We start from the raw sequence: 19,437 nt of genomic DNA on the forward strand, positions 1-19,437 counted from the left end.
AAAGGATTTTGCTTGCCTTTCCCTTTAGGAAGACTTCTTTAAATACCTTTTCAACCTATCATAAAAATAGGAGCCTTTTATTGACCCCTATTTTTATCTTCTTAGGCTTGATAACGTTTCACTCCGTCTAGATAGGTTGCTACCAATTCCAAATCTTTATCTAGTACGATAAAGTCGGCATCGTAACCTTCACGGATTTGACCACAGACATCATCGATGTGAACCGATTTTGCTGGGTTGAGGCTGGCCATCATGACAGCTTCATGTGGATTCGCAATGCCCCATTCGACCACATTCTTCAAACCGTCTTTGAGTTTGAGGATTGAACCTGCCAAATTGCCTGTCGATTTGAGGCGTGCAGTTCCATTAGCAACAACTACTGGGAATTCTCCCAACATGTAGTCACCGTCTTCCAAGCCACCAGCTGTCATACAGTCTGTGATAAGGGCAATATTTTCAGTTCCCTTTTGTTTGAGCAAGATATCACAGGCCTTTGGATCCACATGGTGACCGTCACAGATCAACTCTGCATAGGTATGTGGCAACTCATACATGGCTCCCACCATACCGAGCTCACGGTGAGTCAACCCACGCATCCCATTGTAGGCATGTACCCAAACACTCGCTCCAGCATCGACTGCTTTTTTAGCTTCATCAAAAGTCGCATTTGAGTGTCCAAGAGCAACAGTCACTCCTTCACCCGTAATTGTACGAACAAAGTCTTCTACACCTTCGCGTTCTGGCGCAAGGGCAATTTTATTGAGCAAGCCATTGGCTGCTTTTTGCCAAGCACGAAACTCATCCATACGAGGGTCTTTCATATAGGCAGGGTTTTGAGCCCCCTTGTATTTCTCTGTGAAATAAGGGCCTTCAAAATAGATCCCACGAATCTTGGCTCCACTTGCTTCCTGGTAGCGGGCACCGATATTTTCAGTTACTGCAAGCAACTGCTCATAAGAGGAAGTCAACGTCGTTGGCAAGAAGCTAGTGACACCCGTGCTAAGTAGACCTTCACTCATGGTATGAAGGGTTCCTTCGATGTTATTATCCATGACATCCACACCGCCAAATCCATGAATGTGGGTATCCACAAGTCCTGGGGCAATGTTATAACCTGTATAGTCAATCACCTCAGCTCCTTCAGGAATCTGTTCTACATGTTTTCCAAACTTGCCATCCACAAGTTCTAAGTAACCGCCACGACGAACTCCGTGTGGGTAGAAAAACTGATCCGCTTTAATATAATTAGGCATAATGATAACCTCCTTGATAGATTGATTCTAGAATTTATTATGTCAATTACATTATAAACCTTTCTTTTTCATTTGTAAATGGTATAGACCTATTTTCTAGAGATATTTTAAAAGAGCTGGATTTCTCCAACTCTTTAATTTTATTTTGATTTTACAGGCAGTTCTTGAGCAGCCTTAACAGCAGCTGCAATCGTTTCTGCGTATAGCTTAGCACCTTCTTCGAGCTTGCTATTGTCATTCCCAAAGTGGACTTGGTCGGTTCCAGCCCAGATTTCAGGGTGTTCCTTAGCAACCTTATTCCAGTCAGCTATGCTCACGTAAGGATTCTTTTCAGCTAATTCCCGTGCATAAGCCGCATACTGCTCCACTGATGTGTAAGTGTCCTTGCTCTTGTCTCCCTCATAAGGTGTCACCAGTATCAGATGGTGTCCTTTCGGTAGATTGTTCACGATGCTGTCCAAATCATTCTTATAGCCTTCAGGATTATTGACTCCCGTTGCAATGACAACTGTTTTTAGCAGCGCCTTGTTCTGGCTATTATTGAGCATGATGTCATTGGCTTGCTTGGTCGTTCGACTAACCTGGGCATTGATATTTGCTTCAGGAAGTGCCTCTTGTAAGGCAGTATTGGCACGCAAGGCTACCGAATCTCCTATTAGGCTTGTTCCCTCAGAAATTCCTAGACGACTCAGTTCAGCTTGTTCAGCAAGAGTCTTGGTTTGTCCTATATTGGTCTGGGCTTGTTTGAAACCATTGACCATCAAGTCTGTCTCAAAAGCTCCAACTTGAGGAGCCACAACTATGATAATCAAGCTAATCAAGGTAAGAATGACTGCAGCACCAGCACTAATTAGTTTAATATGAGGCAATCGACTAATCTTCCGTATTAAAGGATTGGATTTACCGGCAATCAATGGCTCAATAATATAGAAGGATAGGATAGCAAAGAAATAAGAAAAGATGATCGTCAGAATAACAGCAGGCAGATTACTCATCAACTGAGAAAAGATAATATAAAAAGGCCAGTGGAAGAGATAAACCGCGTAGCTGGTATCCGCTAAAAATGTAATGATCCGAGGTTCTTGTATCTCAGGCGTTTTCTCATGCAAGACACGCGCAGCAAAAATCATAGCCACTGCCGCTAAACTTGCTAGCAAGAAGCCAAATAAGTACGCAAACAGGTAGGTGAACTTGACAAAGAAAGTCAAGAGCACTAACACCAAAAGCCCCGCAATAAACACCAGTAGATTTTGACGAAGGTCCCACATCCGGTCAAACTGCTTGACTAAATCGCTCGTCTGACGAACCCCCACAACTGTCGCCAAAATGCTTCCTAAAAAGAAGGGATAGACATGGGTTAAACTTGAAAAGTAGACAGATGAATAGGAACTCGCCATTAGACTACCAATAAACATGGAGAAAAAGCTAATGATAAAAGCTCCAGCAGAAAGAAGAAAGACCATCCCTCTCAATTGGCTACTAGATTTTGAACGTTTCGATAAGAACCAAACCGCTAAGCCCCAAAGGATGTAGTAGTGAACCTCAACAGCTAGACTCCAGTTGTGAACAAAGAGATGCGGAATGAACTGGGATTCGTAACTTCCTCCTGTTAACATTTCGTAGAAGTTGGTCATAAAACCGAGAACTCCAGCTATCTGGCCACCAATTCCAGCAACATAGTCTTGACGAACCAAGAAAGTAAAAGGCATGGTCACCAAAACCATCAGCACCACAGGTGGCACGATGCGGTAAAACCGTCTCTTAAAAAAGCCCAGCAAATCGATCTGGCGTGCCTTCCCAAATTCTTCTAAAAGGAGGGAAGTGATCAAGAATCCTGAAAAAGTGAAAAAGACATCTACCCCAAAGAATCCTCCAGGAAAGATCGTTTGAAAGAAGTGGTACAAAAGCACCAAAAGTAAACCTGTAATCCTAATCAAGGAAAACCATTTAATACGCATACGAGTCTATTCTCCATTAAATTAGGAAGCAAAACACCACCTAATTTCCATTCCATTATACTCCCTATTCTATCAAAAAAATAGGAAAAATCCTAAGAGAAAACTTAGGATTTTGGCATTCTATTTTTACACTTTAAAAATTGCGCCCTGACTTGTTGTAGCCATATTTTTCTACAAAATACTCACGGAATTCCAAGAGATTGTCATCCATGATGGCTTGACGCACTTGCTTCATCAGGTTAAGCAAGAAGTAGAGATTATGGTAGCTAGTCAAGCGGATACCAAAGGTTTCATCAGCCTTGAGCAGGTGACGAAGGTAGGCGCGTGTGTAGTTCTTACATGTGTAGCAATCACACTCAGGATCCAGTGGCGTAAAGTCCTCAGCGAATTGAGCATTTTTGACAACCAAACGTCCCTGACTAGTCATACAAGTTCCATTACGAGCGATACGAGTCGGCAAGACACAGTCAAACATATCCACACCACGAATGACTCCATCAATCAAGCTATCTGGCGCTCCCACACCCATCAAATAGCGAGGTTTGTTTTCAGGAAGAAGTTGGGTTGTGAAGTCCAAGACCGCATTCATCTCTTCGTGGGTTTCTCCCACTGCCAAACCACCGATAGAGTAGCCTGGGAAATCCATGCTGACAAGGTCGTGAGCTGACTGACGACGAAGATCTTCAAATCCTGCCCCCTGCACAATTCCAAACAAACCTTGATTCTGTGGACGACGGTGAGCCTTCAAACCACGCTCAGCCCAACGACTGGTACGCTCGATGGATTTCTTAACGTAGTCGTATGGTTGGTAAAACTGAGGACATTCATCAAAAGACATCATGATGTCTGAGCCTAGATTATTCTGAATAGAGATGGCTTTCTCCGGTGATAGGAACATCTTGGAACCATTGAGATGGTTTTTAAAAGTTACCCCTTCTTCGGTGATATTTCGGCTATCTGCTAGGGAATAAACCTGGAAACCACCACTATCCGTCAAAATTGGCTGGTCCCAATTCATGAACTTGTGGAGACCGCCTGCGCGTGCGATGAGTTCATCTCCAGGACGAAGCCAGAGATGATAAGTATTAGATAGGATAATCCCTGATCCCATCTCCTTTAACTCTTCAGGTGACTGGGTTTTAACAGTGGCTTGGGTCCCAACTGGCATAAACATAGGTGTCGGGAAGGTACCGTGTGGGGTGATGATTTCTCCTAGACGAGCTCCTGTGTGTTTTTCTTTCTTAATCAAACGGTATTTGATTGGTGAATCTGACATTTTCTACCTCCGAAGCTGGGAAAGACAGTCCCAGTTCATACTTTGTGCCCAAAGGCATACTGTATGATTTTATCAAAAAAACCAGGAACTGTCACGAACTATGGTATAATGAAAGAATGAAATACCCAAAAATTGATTTAAAAACCATTCGTCTGCAGACGAGGCAGTTTCAGGCTGAAAATCCCCGCCTCTTTCTGGTTTACCTCCTTCCTAGTATGCTGGTCATCTTGTCAGGCTTTCTCAACCCCTTGGCTCGTCTCCAAGAAAGTGTTTTAGAGCAATCCTTTTTCAGCATGCTGGCACAAGTGCTCCAAACCTATCTCTTCCCGCTAGTTGTTTCTTTTGTGAGCACGATTTTTCTAGCAGGTGCTGCCTTCGCGACACTCCGACTTCTCAAGGATCCTGATACAGAACTCTCAGTAAAATCAAGCTTGGCTCTCTTTGCTGAAGAGCGCTTCTCGCAAACCTTCCTAACCCTGCTCCTCAAACGTTTCTACCTCTTTTTATGGAGCATTCCAAACTTAGTAGGCGTTTATCTTCTCTTTTATAGCAATCTCTTGGCTCGGAGATTTGTCGCCCTACATCCTGAATTTCCAAAATTAGACCTCTCATCAGTTGAAACCGAGCAATTCCTTATGACCTTTGGCCTCTACTTTTTCGCGAGTCTCATCTTGATGATTGTGGGCAATATCCTCTATATCCCGCAACATTATGCTTACTCGCAGGTAGAATTCCTTCTCTGCGACACTCTGGATTTAGGACAGGCTAAACCCCGCCAAATCCTTAAAACCAGCCGTTTCTTGATGAAAGGTTACAAACTCCAGCGCTTTGTCCTCGACCTACAACTACTCCCTTGGTACTTCCTCAACTGGCTCACTTTTGGAATTGCTAGTTTTTCAATCCTTCCCTATATCCAAAACAATCACATCTTCTTTTACAGAGCCCTACTAGCCCGTAAACGTCGAAATGGATAAGAGCATACAAAAACCAGCGTCGTTCAGGACGCTGGTTTTCTTATTTCAAAAGTAACACACTCAGCAGAGTCAAAATAGCAGGCCCACCTTGCTTCAGAATAATCTTCTTGTCTGCTGTCAGAGAACCGTAGGTCGCTGCACCAAGCACAAATAAAACAAAGATGGTCACAATTTCCAAGCTTTGCGAAAAATAAATCCCGTACAAGAGAAAGACACCTATCAAAGCATTATAAATTCCTTGATTTTTAAATAATGAACTCACTGAAGGACGAGCCAGTTCTTCCTTATCCACATTAAACACTCGACTAGTAGTATCTGATTGCGTAGCCACACTTTCCAAATAAAAAATGTAAAAATGCTCCAAAGCAACGATAGTTGCTAAAATAATTGTAAAAATAGACATATTCTTCTCCTTAAATTTCTATCTCTTCTAAGCCAGATATCAACTTTTCTAACAAGCGACTGAACTCTTCTCGCTCTCCTTTTGTAAGTACACTCTCCATCTGATTTTTTACGTTTATATGTTGTTGAGGAGAGTTGGTTACTAGTTGTTCTCTCGCAAAGTCTGTGACTTCCACCAAAACCTCCCTCTGGTTTTCAGGATTCCGACGTCGATTAACCAAACCTCCCTTTTCCAAAATTTTAAAGTGCCGTGTCAAGGCAGCCTGATCAATCTTCAATCTAGCCTGAACTGCTATTTGATTACACAGAGACTGATCGATTAAGAAACATAAGATTTGATAACGAGTCAGACTAATTCCCAATTGGCGTTCAAATAGTTGTGTCATAGACTGATCTGCTAATCGTAGTTGATACAGTAAATCATGGATTGCTACCATAAATCCTTCTCCCTTAAAGTTGATTCATCAACGATTGACTTATCAAGTATAATATAAGGCAAAAGATAAATCAAGTAATATGCTTACATTCTCTTGAAATATTACTCACTTCCTCATATTTATCCCTTTTATCCTGAAGGAATGATACACAAAAAAGAAGCGGGAACTCAATCAGTTCCCAACTTCCATTTTAATGATTAGTTCATTGAAACGTGAACGTGGTCATAGTGGTTTTCGGTTACGCTACCACGGTCTGGCATTGGATTCCAAGTGTAGGCTGGTCCATATTTACTATCATATGGAGCGTAGAAACGTTGCTTCCAGATGATGTAGTTGATACCACGGCTAGCCATATTTTTGACTGCATATTCCGCGATTTGATCACCAAGTGCTGAACTCACTGGGACCATAAAGTCAATGGCCAAACCTTTACCATGGTCCCCACTGTCACCAGGACGGTAGCCACTAAAGGATGTGATGCCAAACAAGTTGGCGATCTCTTCCTTAAAGGCTGCAGTTTGTGGTTGAAGACCAGCATTCTCAGACTTAGCTACAGCAAGTCCTGCATAGTCAGGAGCCGCTGGAGCTGAATAAGTTCTTGAAGGGGTTTGGCTTTGCTCTGCCTGATAAGTCGAAGTTGCAGTGTCAGAAGTTGCTGTTGATGCTGCTGTTTCTTCTGTTGTACTTGTTCCTGTTGTATCAGCAGGTGTTTCTGTTGCTGGAGCAGCTGCTACTGGGGTTTCTGCTGGAGTCGCTGCTTGTGGTGCTTCTTCAACTGGACTAGTTGTTTCTGCTACTGGTGCTTCCGCTGGAGTCGTTTCAGCTGTTTCTTCAGCTACAGATGTTTCTGTAGATGGTGTCTCTTCAGCAACTGTCGCTGTCTCAGAAACTTCTGAACTTGGCGCTACTTCTGCTGGTTTTTCAGTCTCTGTTGCAGTTGGAGCTTCCTCAATTGGTTGAGAAAGGTCTTCTACTTGAACTGTTTGTTCATCAACTGTCACTTGATTCGTCGTCAAATCAGCTGTCGCAGTCGTCACTTCTTCACTAGCATCTGCTTGAGGAGTTTGGATTTCAACTTCCGTTACCTCTTCTGCCTCATTGACAGTTGTAGTGAGAACAGTATCTGGGAAAATCAAGTCCATATTGGTGATTTTGTTCAAATTAGCAAGAACCGTCACATCTACTCCCAAAGCTTCTGCAATCGTGCTCAGGGTATCACCATACTGAACTGTATAGCTGTTTTTGTTCTCGTTTTTCGTCACATCATTTTGGATTTGCTCAACGCTACGTGCTGTCCAAGAGATTTCTTGAGCTTTCGCTCCTAATGTGGGAGCAAGAGACAAGGCTACTGTTGAGGCTAAAATAATTCTTTTCTTCATTCGTTCATATTCCTTTCAAATGAGTACCTGTCTATCATAACACAAAAAAAGCAGAAAAAAAGCCCTTTCGGGCCTATTTAACAGAACTGTCTATTCCTTGTAACAAACTCGATTACTTGAAATAGTTTGTTAGGTTTCTGTCACAAAACTGACACAATCTTCTCATCCCTAATCCTCAAAAATATGAGGGATATCTGCCAGTGCTTGAATCCTGTGATTGCCTTCAAAAGAAGACCCTAAAAAGTTGATGCTTTGAAAGCCACTATTCTGGGCAAATTCCACATCCAAAGTCCGGTCTCCTATATAATAGGTGTTATCAGGATCTAGCTGATACTTGTCTAGCAGATAGTTAGCCACTTCTGGATTAGGCTTGCGCGCAAAGCCACTCTGACTGGTTAAAATCTCTGTGAAATAGCATTCCAACCCCAAGTCTCTGAGAATGGCAAAAGCATTGTCCCCCTTATGAGTATAGACAAACTGCTGAATCCCTGCTTCCTCTGCCCAAGCTAGCACTTCACGCGCACCTGGCATCAAAACTACCTGAGTATTCTTCTCAGCCAGGCTCTGGGCACGTACCTGATTGAGCACTTTCGCATCCAGGTTTCTCTCTTCTGCCACCTGCTCCAGCAAATCCTGCACAGAGTACCTGAGGATAAACTCTCTCACTTTCTCCTTATTATAAGGAATAGAAAACTGAGCAAAGGTCTCCTCAATCCCTGACAAAATCGCTTCGTAAGAGTCCAATAAAGTCCCGTCCAAATCCCAAATAAAGGCTATTTTTTGCATCTCCTATCCTTTCAAACTCATATAACGCTGGTAACGGTAGCGTAGAAATAACCATCGAAAACCATTATCCAAGAGAGTCCCTGCCCAAATACCAGGTAAGCCCCAACCAAGAACAAGCCCCATAAGATAGGCTGTCCCAATGCGGATACACCACATCCCAATACTTGTCGCATAAAAGGGGAGGCGAGCATTTCCCAATCCCTGCCACACTGCCGTATATATAACTGTCCCTGTCGCCATGGGGGTTCCTAGTAGAGAAAACAGTGCCACCAAAACGCTCGCTTCGACTGCTACAGGGTCGGTCGTATAGAGATGAGTCAATGGTGTCCCCAAGGCATAGATACTGAGAGTTAAGGGCAGCATGAGAAGCAGGGAAAGCCAAAAGGTTTGCTTGTTCAAATCATCTACTCTTTCCCAGTTATCCTCTCCAACTGCTCGAGCTACCTGCATGACCGTCGCCGTAGCGACGCCAAAGGCAGGCATATAGTTAAACTGGGTCAAGACTTCTCCGACTGCATTCCCCGCTACTGCCTCCGTCCCAAAAGAAACAACCAAGGCAATGATTACTACATCTCCAGCTCGCATCATGAGACGTTCTCCTGCCGCTGGCAAAGCCAAAGTCAATAGTTCCTTATCTAAACCAAAAGTCGGTTTCTCAAAAGGCAGCTTTAATTGCGACCACAGAATCACAAGACCGACTAATCGAGACAAGATAGTCCCCCAAGCAACACCCGCTATGCCCATATCAAGGACAAAAATAGCTAGACTTGAAAAAAGAATATTCAAGGCATTGGATAAAAGACTAACATAGAGAGGCAGACGCGGATTATGCGTTGCACGAATCAAGGCCCCAAAACTGGTCATCAAGCCCAAAAGAACAATCGAACCACCCACTAAAGAAAGGTAGAGCCCACCACTCTCAGCAACCTCCTTCTCAGTTCCCAAAAGTCCTATCATCTCTTGCCCAGCAAAGAGCGATAAGGCGCCTAAAAGTGCACTCAGCAATAGGGTTATCTTGAGAGCCTCTGTCACGTGATAAGCCAACTTGGACTGATCTTTCTGCCCCAAACTTTTTGAAATAACGCTGGAAATAGCAGCTCCTAGAGCGATAAAAATCGCCTGGTAAATGGTGATAATATTGCCAGCAACTGAAACACCTGAAATGGCGATTAAGCCCAAGTGAGCAACCAAGTAACTGTCCACCATTCCCATGAGCATCTGCAAAAGGTTTTCACCCATAGCTGGCAATGCAATATTAAGAATGTCTTTATTTTTCTTAAACAATCTCTCCTCCTGATGAAAAGAAACTCAGTTGGTTTCCCAACCGAGTTTACTCCCTCTGTCTTAAAGTCCTAGATAAGCCTCAACCGCTACTTGCATGTCAGCAGCTGCCACTGTTGTTTTATGACGAACCGGAGCTGTTTCAAGGCCATCAACCGCTGGTGGCACTGCCACTCCTGAAATGTCATGCAATTGAGCCAAGGCTTCAAAGTCTGTCAAGCCTTCTTTTCCTGTTACCGCTTCTACTGCAACCACTGGGAACTTGTAAGGACTAGCTGTTGAAGCAATCACTGTCTTAGTCGCATCGCCAGTAGCCGCTTGGTATTTTCTATAAACTGCTGAAGCAACCGCCGTATGTGGATCCTCGATATAGGCGTCTGTTTGATAAACACGTTTAATTTCTGCTGCGGTTTCTTCCTCCGTCGCATATTCAGCTACAAAGAGATCCAGAATCGCTGCATCAAAGTCTGTCAACTCATATTGTCCTTGTGTACTCAAGGCATTCATGAGTTCAGCAGTCTTAACCGCATCATTCCCCAAAAGATGGAAAATCAAACGCTCCAAGTTTGAAGATACTAAGATATCCATAGATGGGCTAGTCGTTACTTTAAACTCACGTTTCTTATCGTAAACACGTGTTTTAAAGAAGTCAGTTAAAACATTATTGTCATTTGAAGCACAGATCAATTTGCCAACTGGCAGACCGATTTGTTTAGCATAAAAGGCAGCCAAGATATTTCCAAAGTTTCCTGTTGGTACTGTGAAGTTGACCTTTTCACCAGCTACAATCTCACCAGACTTGACCAACTGAGCGTAGGCATAAACATAATAAACAATCTGTGGTACCAAACGACCAATGTTCATAGAGTTAGCTGATGAAAATTGCAGTTTATTGGCAGCCAACTTTTCACGAAGAGCTACATCGTTAAACATATGTTTCACATTTGTTTGCGCATCATCAAAGTTTCCATCAATAGCGATAACATGAGTATTGTCGCCAGTCTGAGTAGTCATTTGCAACTCTTGTACCTTGCTGACACCATCCTTTGGATAAAAGACGATGATCTCAGTACCAGGCACATCGGCAAACCCCGCCATAGCAGCTTTTCCAGTATCACCAGATGTCGCTGTCAAAATGACAATCTTGTTCTCTAAACCATGCTTTTTAGCGGCTGTCGTCATAAAGTATGGCAAGATAGACAAGGCCATATCCTTAAAGGCAATCGTTGAACCATGGAACAATTCCAAGTTGTATTGCCCATCCAGTTTCACCAATGGCGCAATAGCTGGAGTATCAAACTTGCTATCGTAGGCATTGTTGATACAGTAGTCCAACTCCTCAGCCGTAAAGTCATCTAAAAATGCTGATAAAACTAATTTAGCCACTTCTTGGTAAGAAGCATCTTTTAATGTGTCAAAGTCCAAATCCACCTTTGGATAAGTAAGTGGTGTAAACAGACCACCATCCGTCGCCAAACCTTGCAAAATAGCTTGGCTGGCAGTTACTGTATTATTGGCATCACGCGTTGATTGATAAACTAATGTCATGAATCTCTATCCTTTATCTATAGTCTCTTCCATTATATCATGATTTTTCAGAAAATTCTCCCTTTATAAGAGAAATTATAATCCCAATTCTTTCTTCAAAGGCTCTAAATAAACCATTTCTTGCTTATCTCTTTTCTGCAGCCCCTCCTCAGCAAGGGTGAGTAAGTCTTTAGAAAACTCGAGAACCGCAGCTTCTTCCTGAACTGTAAGTTTTTTCTTAGAAAATTGTCGTCTTAAAAGCTTATAATCACGACCAGCTGTGGTAAAAAATGGTGCAGATTGCAAGTAAGCTTCTAACTTGTCTAAATGAACCAACAAGCCCAAGTGAAAGGCAGCAGAAGCAAAAGTCCTATCAAGCGGCTGAGTACACACACTGCGAAACTCAACTGTTCCTCGAGTCGTTAAGTCTTGGTACTGGTAACTACGATGAGTTTGGAAATCTTCCTCCTGAGGATGAATTAACACCTCATCCCCATTAAGGGCAAATGCTTGGATTTCAGGTGTAGCCAAATAGTCCCTAGCCTGAATCGGATAAAAATAATAGGTCTGCCCATCACGCTCCGCAGTAAAAATCGCAGAATGATTTAGATAGTCAAAAAAATCATCCTCATCTTTAAATAGTCTAGTATTAACACCTACATTCTCTGGATAGATACCATGCATGGATTCTTCCCAAAAAATATCTCTCGAAATTTTGGTATCCCAATCTGCCCCTGAAAACTCAGAATTGGCAAACAAATAAGCTTTGGCAGCTTCAATTTGAGTAAAAGCATTGATAACACGCAGGTAGTTGGACCTTGAAACGTCTAGTTGAACCTGACTTCCACAGATAAAGGCACCATACTCAGGGAAATGATGTAAATCTGATTTAGTAACATTTCTACTCAAATTCAGATAATCCATCAACATCTGATAGCGGGGATAAGCCACTGGACAATTCTCATTTTTATCCCAGTTGGGATGAATGCCGCAGCCAACAATAGCATGATTAGCTTCACCCAACTTATTCTGAATCGTAGCCATATAGAAGTTAAAGCGTTCTTCCACCTCTTGGATAGATTCGGCCTTTCCGAATGCAAACTCAATCGTCGTATAAGCAACCTCAAATAAGATCGTATCTTGGCTGACTGGATCAAGTAACTGAATTGGATTCCCAAAATCATCCACTTTTTCGATAGAAAAACCCAGTACTGATGGTAAATACCGAAAGAGAGCCTTAACAACTTCACCATTTGTAGCTTTACCCTCTAAATTTACAATAGGATATTCTAACTCAATTCCAATAAATAAATCTGGGTGCTCTTTTATATTCTTTGAGTAACGTTTCTTTAGTAATTCAACAGACCGAGACATTAATCACCAAACTCTTTCATAATCAAAATAAATTGTGAATAAGTAATATTATACCAAAAATACACTAAAAATGATTAGAATAAGAAGAAAAAGATCATTCATCAGTTATCTATACTTAAAGAAAAAATATCAAAATCTTCACTAAATCAAAAAACAAGGCTCGAAAACCTTGTCTTTATTACTATACCGGCGGCCGGGGTCGAACCGGCACGTCCTTGCGGACACTGGATTTTGAGTTCCATAACTACATTATTTAAATTTTACAACCTTGATTTAATAGGGTTTTAAGCCTTTTGAATCTTGCAAAATAGACTCATTTTTCAAATTTTTGTAACTTTTTGGTAACCCCGTTAAAGACACGGACTCATGCCCCAGATAAAGATAATTCAAATTAGATTACGTCTATCTATTTACTTACCTTTTATTTACTTTAATTCCTTTATCTCTTTTAGAATACTAAAAATATAGAAACTAAATAGAACTATATCTAGGAAATCAAACAAAAAGAAGCTTCTTTCCCCTAACAAGGAGGATATGGAACGTTATGTAGTTATCTTGTTTAAAGATTATAATTTCGTAAGTCGTTCTACCACACTCAACTTCCTCATAGTCATCCGAATTCCAAATTTCTTTTCAAGATAATTTGTGTTTAAACGTTTTTTTCGAGCATCACGTGGTAAATATAGGTAACAGCACTCGTGACCACCATAGAACTCTTCATCTCCAAAATTCTCTCTACTAAGTTCTGTTAGAGTACTTTCGGGAATCTCTTCGTTAGTAAAAACTAGATGAATACGAGAACTATCATAAGTATTATCAAATGGGTTTTCTTGAATAGCAATCTCTAATTGATTAATTTCTTTGATAATTATTGATAAATCAGCTCCAATTTTATCCAAAATCGTATCATGAACTAACTTTCTGATTTCTTCGTCAGATAACTCTGATTCTAACAGTATATTCCCACTCTGAATATATGTTTGAACATTTAAAAAACCAACTTCTGTTAGGATTTCTACTAAATAAGACATTTTGGGAATTCTATTGGTACCTGTTGGTGTTACTCCGCGAAGGAGAATAATCTTTTTCATACTAATGTCCTTGTGCATCTTTTTCTAAAGAGTTCATCATTTCAAAATAATAATGAGCATCCCCCGTTGAAAAATAATTAAACCATGCTTCTACTGTAGATTTTGAATATAGGCCTAACTCCTCGACAATGAGCTTAGTCCATGATAAAGATCCGGCTGAGCTAGCGGTAATAAGCTTTCCATCTTGAACTGCAATCTCATCTTTATAATAATCCTGCCCTCGATAATGTTGGCTCATCTGGGTTAAAAAGAATGAAGCATTACTTGTATGATATCGATTATCTAAAATTCCTTTTTCAGCTAATCCCAAAGTAGCGCCACAAATAGCTCCAACTAAAATATTTTCTTGCAATAGTTTAGAGGCTACTTCTAAAACATCATCTTGCTCATTATCCAACCAAGTATCACCTCCAATAAGCACTAGCGCAGCTGCATTTGCAGTATCTAAATCATATAGATTAACATCTGGAACAATTGTCATGCCTCCAGCAGTTTTTATAGACTTTTTCCCTTTAGAAACTGTTACTAATTTTACTTTAGCTTCTCCTAACATTGACTGTAAGCTTAGCGCCTGCATTAAATAGCCGTGTTCGAAATCAGCCATAGTATCTTGAATATACATATAAATATTTTTCATCATTCTTACTCCTCTTTGATAAATGATCGAACTATTAATTGTTTTTATTGTATCATATTTTATGTTTCGCTGTAATACCAATATTTTTTACTTCATCAGTAAAATAGCGATTTTTAGACATTAAACAACCTACGGAGGCTCACCGTAGGTTTGTATTTATGTTATCAACTTATGCAACGTTTCAACCACTTGTCCTCAATACCACTGTGCTCCCGTTTAAAAGCAGAGTCAAGGATAATGACAAATAGTACCAACATCTAGAATGAATTTAGAAACTAAAAACAAATCATCAATCTGCATTAAAATAATCATAAACCTCTTTAAAAAGGGTATGCAATATTTCTTGCTCCTCTTCATCTAAATTATATTTAGAGACTAGCTCGTCCATATAGTCAAATGCAGTGAAATGATTTTTTATCCCATGCATGACAATAGCAAACTTCAGATCATTTAGATCTGTTTTATTAAACTCTTTTAATTTTTTCAAATCAATTTTAGTGATTGGATGCGGGACAACATCTAGAGTACTGTAAGTCGTTTTTCCTAATAAATAGTCGGTCGTGGTATCAAATAATTTTGCTAATTTGACAACCGCTTCTAAATTAGGCTCTAAAGTTCCGTTTTCCCAACGAGAATAAGTACCTTGTTGTACATCAATCATCTCAGAAACTTGTACCTGTGTTAACTTCTTACTCTTTCTCAGTTCCTTAAGACGATCTCCAAAAGAATTATTACTAAACATTGTATCCTCTTTAATATTCGATTCTGTATATTTTAGCTTGACAAAATATTCTAAACGGTATAAAATAGAATTATTCCATAAGGAATATTTATTTTGAGATTAAATATTCCATTGAGAATATTATATCATAAAAGGAGGTAAAAGCGTATGTAACTAATAGTTCGATTTAAAAAATTTTAATAAAGGAGGTAAGATTCGACAAAATAAAAAAATCTTGAAACAAATGTGCCATTCGTTCCAAGATCAAAACATATTATGTAACAATTATACCACAGAAAAGTCCTCAGTTGCACAAGAAAATTTCGGAGGTTTCACAAAAAGATGACCAATAAAGAGTTAGTCAATCAAATTTCTGGCCTAAACTCTACCTCTACTCTTAAAAATTGGATTCAACTGATTAAAGAGATAAGTGGCAAGGAATTTAAAAAAATTAAAATTCCTATCAGTAGAAATCCAAGAACTCGCCAATTAAGTTATACAGTTGCCTATGACTTTACAGACGAAGACCTTAGACAATTTCAAAAGTTAGCTAACCTAAAACTTGAAATAGGTCTAAAAGAGGCTATACAAGCCGTATTTGGGAGCCTAGCAGACAATGAGCAAGAATCCCTAAACCAAGTAATAGATGAGCTCTACGATGAACTGAGTGCGTTAAAACAGGAATTTAAGCGAGAAATACGACTGATAAAAAATGAGAATGCCAGTCTAAAAAAGAAAATCCAAGATATTGAAGAGTCGATGCAAACCGGCTTACTAGGGTTTGTTAACAAGAGGTCAAAAAATAGGTTCGGCTAATAGCGAGTTTTCGGCTGAGCCAGGAGGCAGAAAGCCAAAAATGAGCGTAGATGCGGACGGACCATTTTTGACCGATAGGGTGTGTAGTAACACCACCCTCTGCAAGTTAGGTGTACCATCGAAAGAATTCAGTATTTCCAAGGGTTTCGGAGATTTTAAGGGTGCAAAATTAGGCAAAAAGTTGAATCAAAACCTATGGCAAAAAATGAACATTTACGTTCTGTATTTGACTGGATTCAAATTCAGTTTGATAAGACTGAATTTTCGCCAAGAGAAATAATTGAAGACATTCTATTTCTTGACTATGACCTATTTATTGAGAATAAAGGGAGCCTTAAATACTATAACTATGATAGCCAGCTTCATCATGGGAATATCCGTATCTACTATGGAGCGAAAGAGTCGTCCTACATGCTTGTCATGTCAGGACAGGCACTCGAGTTCTTTAGAGATATGGTATTAGATCCAAATAGTCTGTCCGAAAGACAGTTTCTGAACAACCTCTACTACAATTACAATCAGTTTTCAGTAAGACGAATTGATATTGCAATAGATGATTTTAATGAAACACCCTATTTCACTCCTAATCAGCTTCTAAAGATTTGTCAGAAGAAACGCTTTATATATGGAAAAAGCACCTACTACAATACCTACGGAGATGAAGCAATCGGTCAGACCTTATATTTGAGAAAACCCAATGATGATGAAAGACTTAGGATTTACGATAAACGCTTAGAACGAGCTGAGAAGCTCGGTATCAGCAAGCGGTATATAGAAAATTGGATAAGAACGGAGTTAGAACTTAGGAAAGAAAAAGCTCACTACTTCATTCAAGAATGGTTGCATTCAGAAATAGATCTTCTCAACTTTACCAAGGGATATCTCAAAGAAAAAGTGAGGTTCTATAGTGATAGTCACTTCTCAAAACCTTTGAGATCTTGGGAAAAGTTTTTAGGTCACTCAAAACCTGTCTCTATCATTATTTCAAAACCAAAAACAGAACTCGAACAAAAATTAGAATGGTTTACCTATAAAGGTTCTGGAGCTATTCTAAAAGCGTATAAATTTCTATACGACAATAACTTACTGCATGAGTATGAGAAAGCTAACTATCTCGCACTCAACAATATGGAATATCCACCAGATTTAGCAAGTGGATTAATAGAAAGGGCAATTCTCTTTAAAAGAGAAGATTTGATCCCCACAATCAAAGAAAATATCAAAAGGAGAAATTAATTATGGCAAAAATGCTTTCACAAAATGACTGGAATTTTAATAACATTGGAACAAAATTTGAATTGGATGAAGTCATTCCAAAATTTGAAACAGAAGTCCGAGCAGATGCAAACGGAGAAATTATCAAAAACCGAGATGGTAGCGAAAGACGTTTTAATACCGATAAAATCATTGGTTGGAAATACAATGTAACAATCAAGGATGGACAATTCAAAAAGAAATCAACCCAAGTCTCAGTAGACAATCCAGATGCCTTGGTTGATAATGACTATATCCAAGCAATGGATGAAGTACCAGTTACATTTGACAATTTACAAGCTACTATGATTAGTTCAACGATGTATTACAAGGCGGATGCAATCCATTTAGTAGATGTAAAACAAAAATAAGTATAAGACAAGGGGAGTTAATCCTCCCCTTACTTAATCTAATTAGAAAAGGAGATCACATGATTAAAACTGTAACAAAAGATGACCTTATCGAACTTGGCTTTGCTCCAGGAACTGCAAGAAAGATTATCCATACCGGCAAGGTACTATTAGTGAATCGTGGTTTTAACATCTACGATAACAAGCGAATTGGTACAATTCCAGCTAGTGTCGCCGAAGAGCTATTAGGGATTGAACTCCAGAAAGAAGCATAATGAATGACTATTCGTAAAACTAGAAATGGTAAATGGACAGTTGATGTTTCTAATGGTTTTCACCCAGTCACACAAAAAAGAATACGTATCATTCGAAAAGGATTAAAATCTAAAAAGGAAGCCTTAGAACTGGAACAACATATTCGCGTTGTAGAATTAAAAGAAAGACAATTTGACTTTGTAGTGACAACAGATATGTTATTCGACTTGCTTGAAGAAGATGATTTGAAAAATGGCAGAAAAATAAGCTATACAAGTACACAAAGAAACAATTATGAGCGTCATATTAAACCATACTTTAAAAACACAAATTTAAATAAATTAACGTATGACCATATATTCGAATTTCGTGAATACCTAAAAACAAAGCCTAAAAAGCAAAATGAAAATGAAACATTAACTAATAATACAATTAATAAAATTCTAATACTACTTAAAAAGATATTTGATACTGGTATAAGAAAATCCCTCATCGATCAAAATCCTGTTGAGAATCTAAGAAAATTACCAATTAGTAAGCCTTATATTAAATTTTGGAGTATAGAAGAATTCACCAGATTTAGAGAGCTTATCCGAGAGGAAGAAATAAGTTATGATCTGTTTTTCGTAATTGCATTCTTTACTGGTATGAGAATGGGAGAGATACTTGCATTAAACTGGAATGATATTAATTTCTTGACAAATACAATTTACGTTACCAAAACGGTATACTTTGTCAATAATACCAGCTACATTAATACAACAAAAACACGATCAGGAACAAGAAATATAACAATCAATCAGAAATTAGCAGAAATGCTAAAAGATTGGAAAGTGAAACAAAAAGAAAAACTTGAGGAATTTACAAAAAATACTGATGAACTCCAAATCATACAAAGTACCCCAATAACAATTACTAAAAATATGATCGATAAGAAGTTCAAGCAAATACTAGAAAGGGATAAAGATTTAAAGAAAATAAGAATTCATGATTTGAGGCACTCACATGCATCATTACTTATAAATCAAGGAGAAGATTATCTCGTTGTTAAAGAAAGATTAGGTCATGCATCTATAACTACAACAATAGATACATATTCTCATTTATACCCAAGCAAGCAGAAAAAATTAGCTAATAAACTTGACGATTTATTTTAAAATGGAAAAAATTGGTAACTCAACATACAAAAGAGAAAAAAAGACAAGGTCCGAAAACCTTGTCTTTTCTACTATACCGGCGGCCGGGGTCGAACCGGCACGTCCTTGCGGACACTGGATTTTGAGTCCAGCGCGTCTGCCAATTCCGCCACGCCGGCAAATAGTAACTGGGGTAGCTGGATTCGAACCAACGCATGAGGGAGTCAAAGTCCCTTGCCTTACCGCTTGGCTATACCCCAATAATATAAAATAGGCGAGTGATGGGGATCGAACCCACGCATGCCAGAGCCACAATCTGGTGTGTTAACCACTTCACCACACCCGCCATAATCATATTAACACGGGCAGTAGGAATTGAACCCACACTGAAGGTTTTGGAGACCTTAGTTCTACCTTTAAACTATGCCCGTAACTAAAGTAATGGAAGGGGAGGGATTCGAACCCCCGAACCCGAAGGAGCGGATTTACAGTCCGCCGCGTTTAGCCTCTTCGCTACCCTTCCAAGTTAT

Annotated in this window: 19 protein-coding genes and 5 tRNA genes; 6 read left to right on the plus strand and 18 right to left on the minus strand. The window is 39.6% G+C overall.

The genetic code is table 11. From position 1 onward, the window contains the following. Positions 1-101: 101 nt before the first annotated feature. The 3 genes from nagA to tgt all read right to left on the minus strand — a co-directional run bounded on the left by nagA (position 102) and on the right by tgt (position 4,487). Positions 102-1,253 (minus strand): N-acetylglucosamine-6-phosphate deacetylase, encoded by a 1,152-nt coding sequence (gene nagA, locus SORDD25_RS08745; protein ID WP_061853387.1) that lies wholly within the window; start codon positions 1,251-1,253, stop codon positions 102-104. A 140-nt stretch (positions 1,254-1,393) separates the two neighbouring features. Beyond that, positions 1,394-3,211, minus strand: coding sequence for an acyltransferase family protein (locus tag SORDD25_RS08750; RefSeq protein WP_061853388.1), 1,818 nt, complete (start codon positions 3,209-3,211; stop codon positions 1,394-1,396). A gap of 133 nt (positions 3,212-3,344) precedes the next feature. Then, the gene (tgt, locus tag SORDD25_RS08755) at positions 3,345-4,487 is read right to left on the minus strand and encodes a tRNA guanosine(34) transglycosylase Tgt (protein WP_001285250.1); all 1,143 of its coding nucleotides are present in this window, start codon (positions 4,485-4,487) and stop codon (positions 3,345-3,347) included. Between the two features lie 116 nt (positions 4,488-4,603). Here tgt and SORDD25_RS08760 point away from each other — a divergent pair, with 116 nt between their 5' ends. Further along, positions 4,604-5,461, plus strand: coding sequence for a DUF975 family protein (locus SORDD25_RS08760; RefSeq protein ID WP_061853389.1), 858 nt, complete (start codon positions 4,604-4,606; stop codon positions 5,459-5,461). A gap of 40 nt (positions 5,462-5,501) precedes the next feature. Here the strand turns inward: SORDD25_RS08760 and SORDD25_RS08765 are convergent, their stop codons facing one another. The 10 genes from SORDD25_RS08765 to SORDD25_RS08810 form a co-directional block, all read right to left on the minus strand. Next, positions 5,502-5,864, minus strand: coding sequence for a DUF1304 domain-containing protein (locus SORDD25_RS08765; protein ID WP_061853390.1), 363 nt, complete (start codon positions 5,862-5,864; stop codon positions 5,502-5,504). A gap of 10 nt (positions 5,865-5,874) precedes the next feature. Next, entirely contained in the window at positions 5,875-6,300 is a 426-nt protein-coding gene (locus SORDD25_RS08770) for a MarR family winged helix-turn-helix transcriptional regulator (RefSeq protein ID WP_061853391.1), read from the minus strand. A gap of 197 nt (positions 6,301-6,497) precedes the next feature. Continuing rightward, entirely contained in the window at positions 6,498-7,679 is a 1,182-nt protein-coding gene (locus SORDD25_RS08775) for a LysM peptidoglycan-binding domain-containing protein (RefSeq protein ID WP_061853392.1), read from the minus strand. Positions 7,680-7,847: 168 nt separating this feature from the next. Next, positions 7,848-8,465: an HAD family hydrolase gene (locus SORDD25_RS08780; RefSeq protein ID WP_061853393.1), complete on the minus strand. Its 618-nt coding sequence runs from the start codon at positions 8,463-8,465 to the stop codon at positions 7,848-7,850. Positions 8,466-8,468: 3 nt separating this feature from the next. Then, complete coding sequence (locus tag SORDD25_RS08785) at positions 8,469-9,749, minus strand: MATE family efflux transporter (protein ID WP_061853394.1); 1,281 nt, start codon at positions 9,747-9,749, stop codon at positions 8,469-8,471. 60 nt (positions 9,750-9,809) lie between these two features. Further along, positions 9,810-11,294, minus strand: coding sequence for a threonine synthase (gene thrC / locus SORDD25_RS08790; RefSeq protein WP_061853395.1), 1,485 nt, complete (start codon positions 11,292-11,294; stop codon positions 9,810-9,812). A 75-nt stretch (positions 11,295-11,369) separates the two neighbouring features. Next, entirely contained in the window at positions 11,370-12,647 is a 1,278-nt protein-coding gene (locus SORDD25_RS08795) for a glutamate-cysteine ligase family protein (RefSeq protein WP_061853396.1), read from the minus strand. 566 nt (positions 12,648-13,213) lie between these two features. After that, a complete protein-coding gene (locus tag SORDD25_RS08800; RefSeq protein WP_061853397.1) occupies positions 13,214-13,738 on the minus strand; it encodes a DUF1697 domain-containing protein in 525 nt (174 codons plus the stop codon). Position 13,739: 1 nt separating this feature from the next. Further along, positions 13,740-14,375, minus strand: coding sequence for a DJ-1/PfpI family protein (locus SORDD25_RS08805; protein ID WP_032913075.1), 636 nt, complete (start codon positions 14,373-14,375; stop codon positions 13,740-13,742). 289 nt (positions 14,376-14,664) lie between these two features. Then, positions 14,665-15,117, minus strand: coding sequence for a helix-turn-helix domain-containing protein (locus SORDD25_RS08810; RefSeq protein ID WP_061853398.1), 453 nt, complete (start codon positions 15,115-15,117; stop codon positions 14,665-14,667). Between the two features lie 321 nt (positions 15,118-15,438). Here SORDD25_RS08810 and SORDD25_RS08815 point away from each other — a divergent pair, with 321 nt between their 5' ends. From SORDD25_RS08815 to SORDD25_RS08835, 5 genes are all read left to right on the plus strand, one after another. Continuing rightward, positions 15,439-15,912 (plus strand): hypothetical protein, encoded by a 474-nt coding sequence (locus SORDD25_RS08815; RefSeq protein ID WP_061853399.1) that lies wholly within the window; start codon positions 15,439-15,441, stop codon positions 15,910-15,912. 195 nt (positions 15,913-16,107) lie between these two features. Further along, positions 16,108-17,148 (plus strand): replication initiation factor domain-containing protein, encoded by a 1,041-nt coding sequence (locus SORDD25_RS08820; protein WP_061853400.1) that lies wholly within the window; start codon positions 16,108-16,110, stop codon positions 17,146-17,148. A gap of 2 nt (positions 17,149-17,150) precedes the next feature. Beyond that, on the plus strand, positions 17,151-17,537 hold the full coding sequence (locus SORDD25_RS08825; RefSeq protein ID WP_061853401.1) for a hypothetical protein: 387 nt from the start codon (positions 17,151-17,153) through the stop codon (positions 17,535-17,537). Positions 17,538-17,596: 59 nt separating this feature from the next. Beyond that, complete coding sequence (locus SORDD25_RS08830) at positions 17,597-17,791, plus strand: DUF3173 domain-containing protein (RefSeq protein ID WP_021144813.1); 195 nt, start codon at positions 17,597-17,599, stop codon at positions 17,789-17,791. Between the two features lie 3 nt (positions 17,792-17,794). Next, complete coding sequence (locus tag SORDD25_RS08835) at positions 17,795-18,928, plus strand: tyrosine-type recombinase/integrase (RefSeq protein ID WP_061853402.1); 1,134 nt, start codon at positions 17,795-17,797, stop codon at positions 18,926-18,928. 74 nt (positions 18,929-19,002) lie between these two features. Here the strand turns inward: SORDD25_RS08835 and SORDD25_RS08840 are convergent. The 5 genes from SORDD25_RS08840 to SORDD25_RS08860 all read right to left on the minus strand — a co-directional run bounded on the left by SORDD25_RS08840 (position 19,003) and on the right by SORDD25_RS08860 (position 19,430). Further along, positions 19,003-19,086, minus strand: a tRNA-Leu gene (locus SORDD25_RS08840). A gap of 9 nt (positions 19,087-19,095) precedes the next feature. Further along, positions 19,096-19,167: transfer RNA gene (locus SORDD25_RS08845), tRNA-Gln, on the minus strand. Positions 19,168-19,180: 13 nt separating this feature from the next. Then, positions 19,181-19,253: transfer RNA gene (locus SORDD25_RS08850), tRNA-His, on the minus strand. Positions 19,254-19,267: 14 nt separating this feature from the next. Further along, positions 19,268-19,338: transfer RNA gene (locus tag SORDD25_RS08855), tRNA-Trp, on the minus strand. 11 nt (positions 19,339-19,349) lie between these two features. Beyond that, positions 19,350-19,430 (minus strand) — tRNA-Tyr (locus SORDD25_RS08860). Positions 19,431-19,437: the final 7 nt, after the last annotated feature.

Source organism: Streptococcus oralis (assembly GCF_001579525.1).
Taxonomy (GTDB): domain Bacteria; phylum Bacillota; class Bacilli; order Lactobacillales; family Streptococcaceae; genus Streptococcus; species Streptococcus oralis_M.

What these genes read in the sequence shown, in the direction of transcription:
- SORDD25_RS08835 (WP_061853402.1), top strand. Translation starts at nt 17,795, where the DNA reads ATGACTATTCGTAAAACTAGAAATGGTAAATGGACAGTTGATGTTTCT.
- nagA (WP_061853387.1), bottom strand. Translation starts at nt 1,253, where the DNA reads ATGCCTAATTATATTAAAGCGGATCAGTTTTTCTACCCACACGGAGTT.
- SORDD25_RS08775 (WP_061853392.1), bottom strand. Translation starts at nt 7,679, where the DNA reads ATGAAGAAAAGAATTATTTTAGCCTCAACAGTAGCCTTGTCTCTTGCT.
- SORDD25_RS08830 (WP_021144813.1), top strand. Translation starts at nt 17,597, where the DNA reads ATGATTAAAACTGTAACAAAAGATGACCTTATCGAACTTGGCTTTGCT.
- SORDD25_RS08815 (WP_061853399.1), top strand. Translation starts at nt 15,439, where the DNA reads ATGACCAATAAAGAGTTAGTCAATCAAATTTCTGGCCTAAACTCTACC.
- SORDD25_RS08795 (WP_061853396.1), bottom strand. Translation starts at nt 12,647, where the DNA reads ATGTCTCGGTCTGTTGAATTACTAAAGAAACGTTACTCAAAGAATATA.
- SORDD25_RS08760 (WP_061853389.1), top strand. Translation starts at nt 4,604, where the DNA reads ATGAAATACCCAAAAATTGATTTAAAAACCATTCGTCTGCAGACGAGG.
- SORDD25_RS08770 (WP_061853391.1), bottom strand. Translation starts at nt 6,300, where the DNA reads ATGGTAGCAATCCATGATTTACTGTATCAACTACGATTAGCAGATCAG.
- SORDD25_RS08825 (WP_061853401.1), top strand. Translation starts at nt 17,151, where the DNA reads ATGGCAAAAATGCTTTCACAAAATGACTGGAATTTTAATAACATTGGA.
- tgt (WP_001285250.1), bottom strand. Translation starts at nt 4,487, where the DNA reads ATGTCAGATTCACCAATCAAATACCGTTTGATTAAGAAAGAAAAACAC.
- SORDD25_RS08750 (WP_061853388.1), bottom strand. Translation starts at nt 3,211, where the DNA reads ATGCGTATTAAATGGTTTTCCTTGATTAGGATTACAGGTTTACTTTTG.
- SORDD25_RS08805 (WP_032913075.1), bottom strand. Translation starts at nt 14,375, where the DNA reads ATGAAAAATATTTATATGTATATTCAAGATACTATGGCTGATTTCGAA.
- SORDD25_RS08780 (WP_061853393.1), bottom strand. Translation starts at nt 8,465, where the DNA reads ATGCAAAAAATAGCCTTTATTTGGGATTTGGACGGGACTTTATTGGAC.
- SORDD25_RS08820 (WP_061853400.1), top strand. Translation starts at nt 16,108, where the DNA reads ATGGCAAAAAATGAACATTTACGTTCTGTATTTGACTGGATTCAAATT.
- SORDD25_RS08810 (WP_061853398.1), bottom strand. Translation starts at nt 15,117, where the DNA reads ATGTTTAGTAATAATTCTTTTGGAGATCGTCTTAAGGAACTGAGAAAG.
- SORDD25_RS08765 (WP_061853390.1), bottom strand. Translation starts at nt 5,864, where the DNA reads ATGTCTATTTTTACAATTATTTTAGCAACTATCGTTGCTTTGGAGCAT.
- SORDD25_RS08800 (WP_061853397.1), bottom strand. Translation starts at nt 13,738, where the DNA reads ATGAAAAAGATTATTCTCCTTCGCGGAGTAACACCAACAGGTACCAAT.
- thrC (WP_061853395.1), bottom strand. Translation starts at nt 11,294, where the DNA reads ATGACATTAGTTTATCAATCAACGCGTGATGCCAATAATACAGTAACT.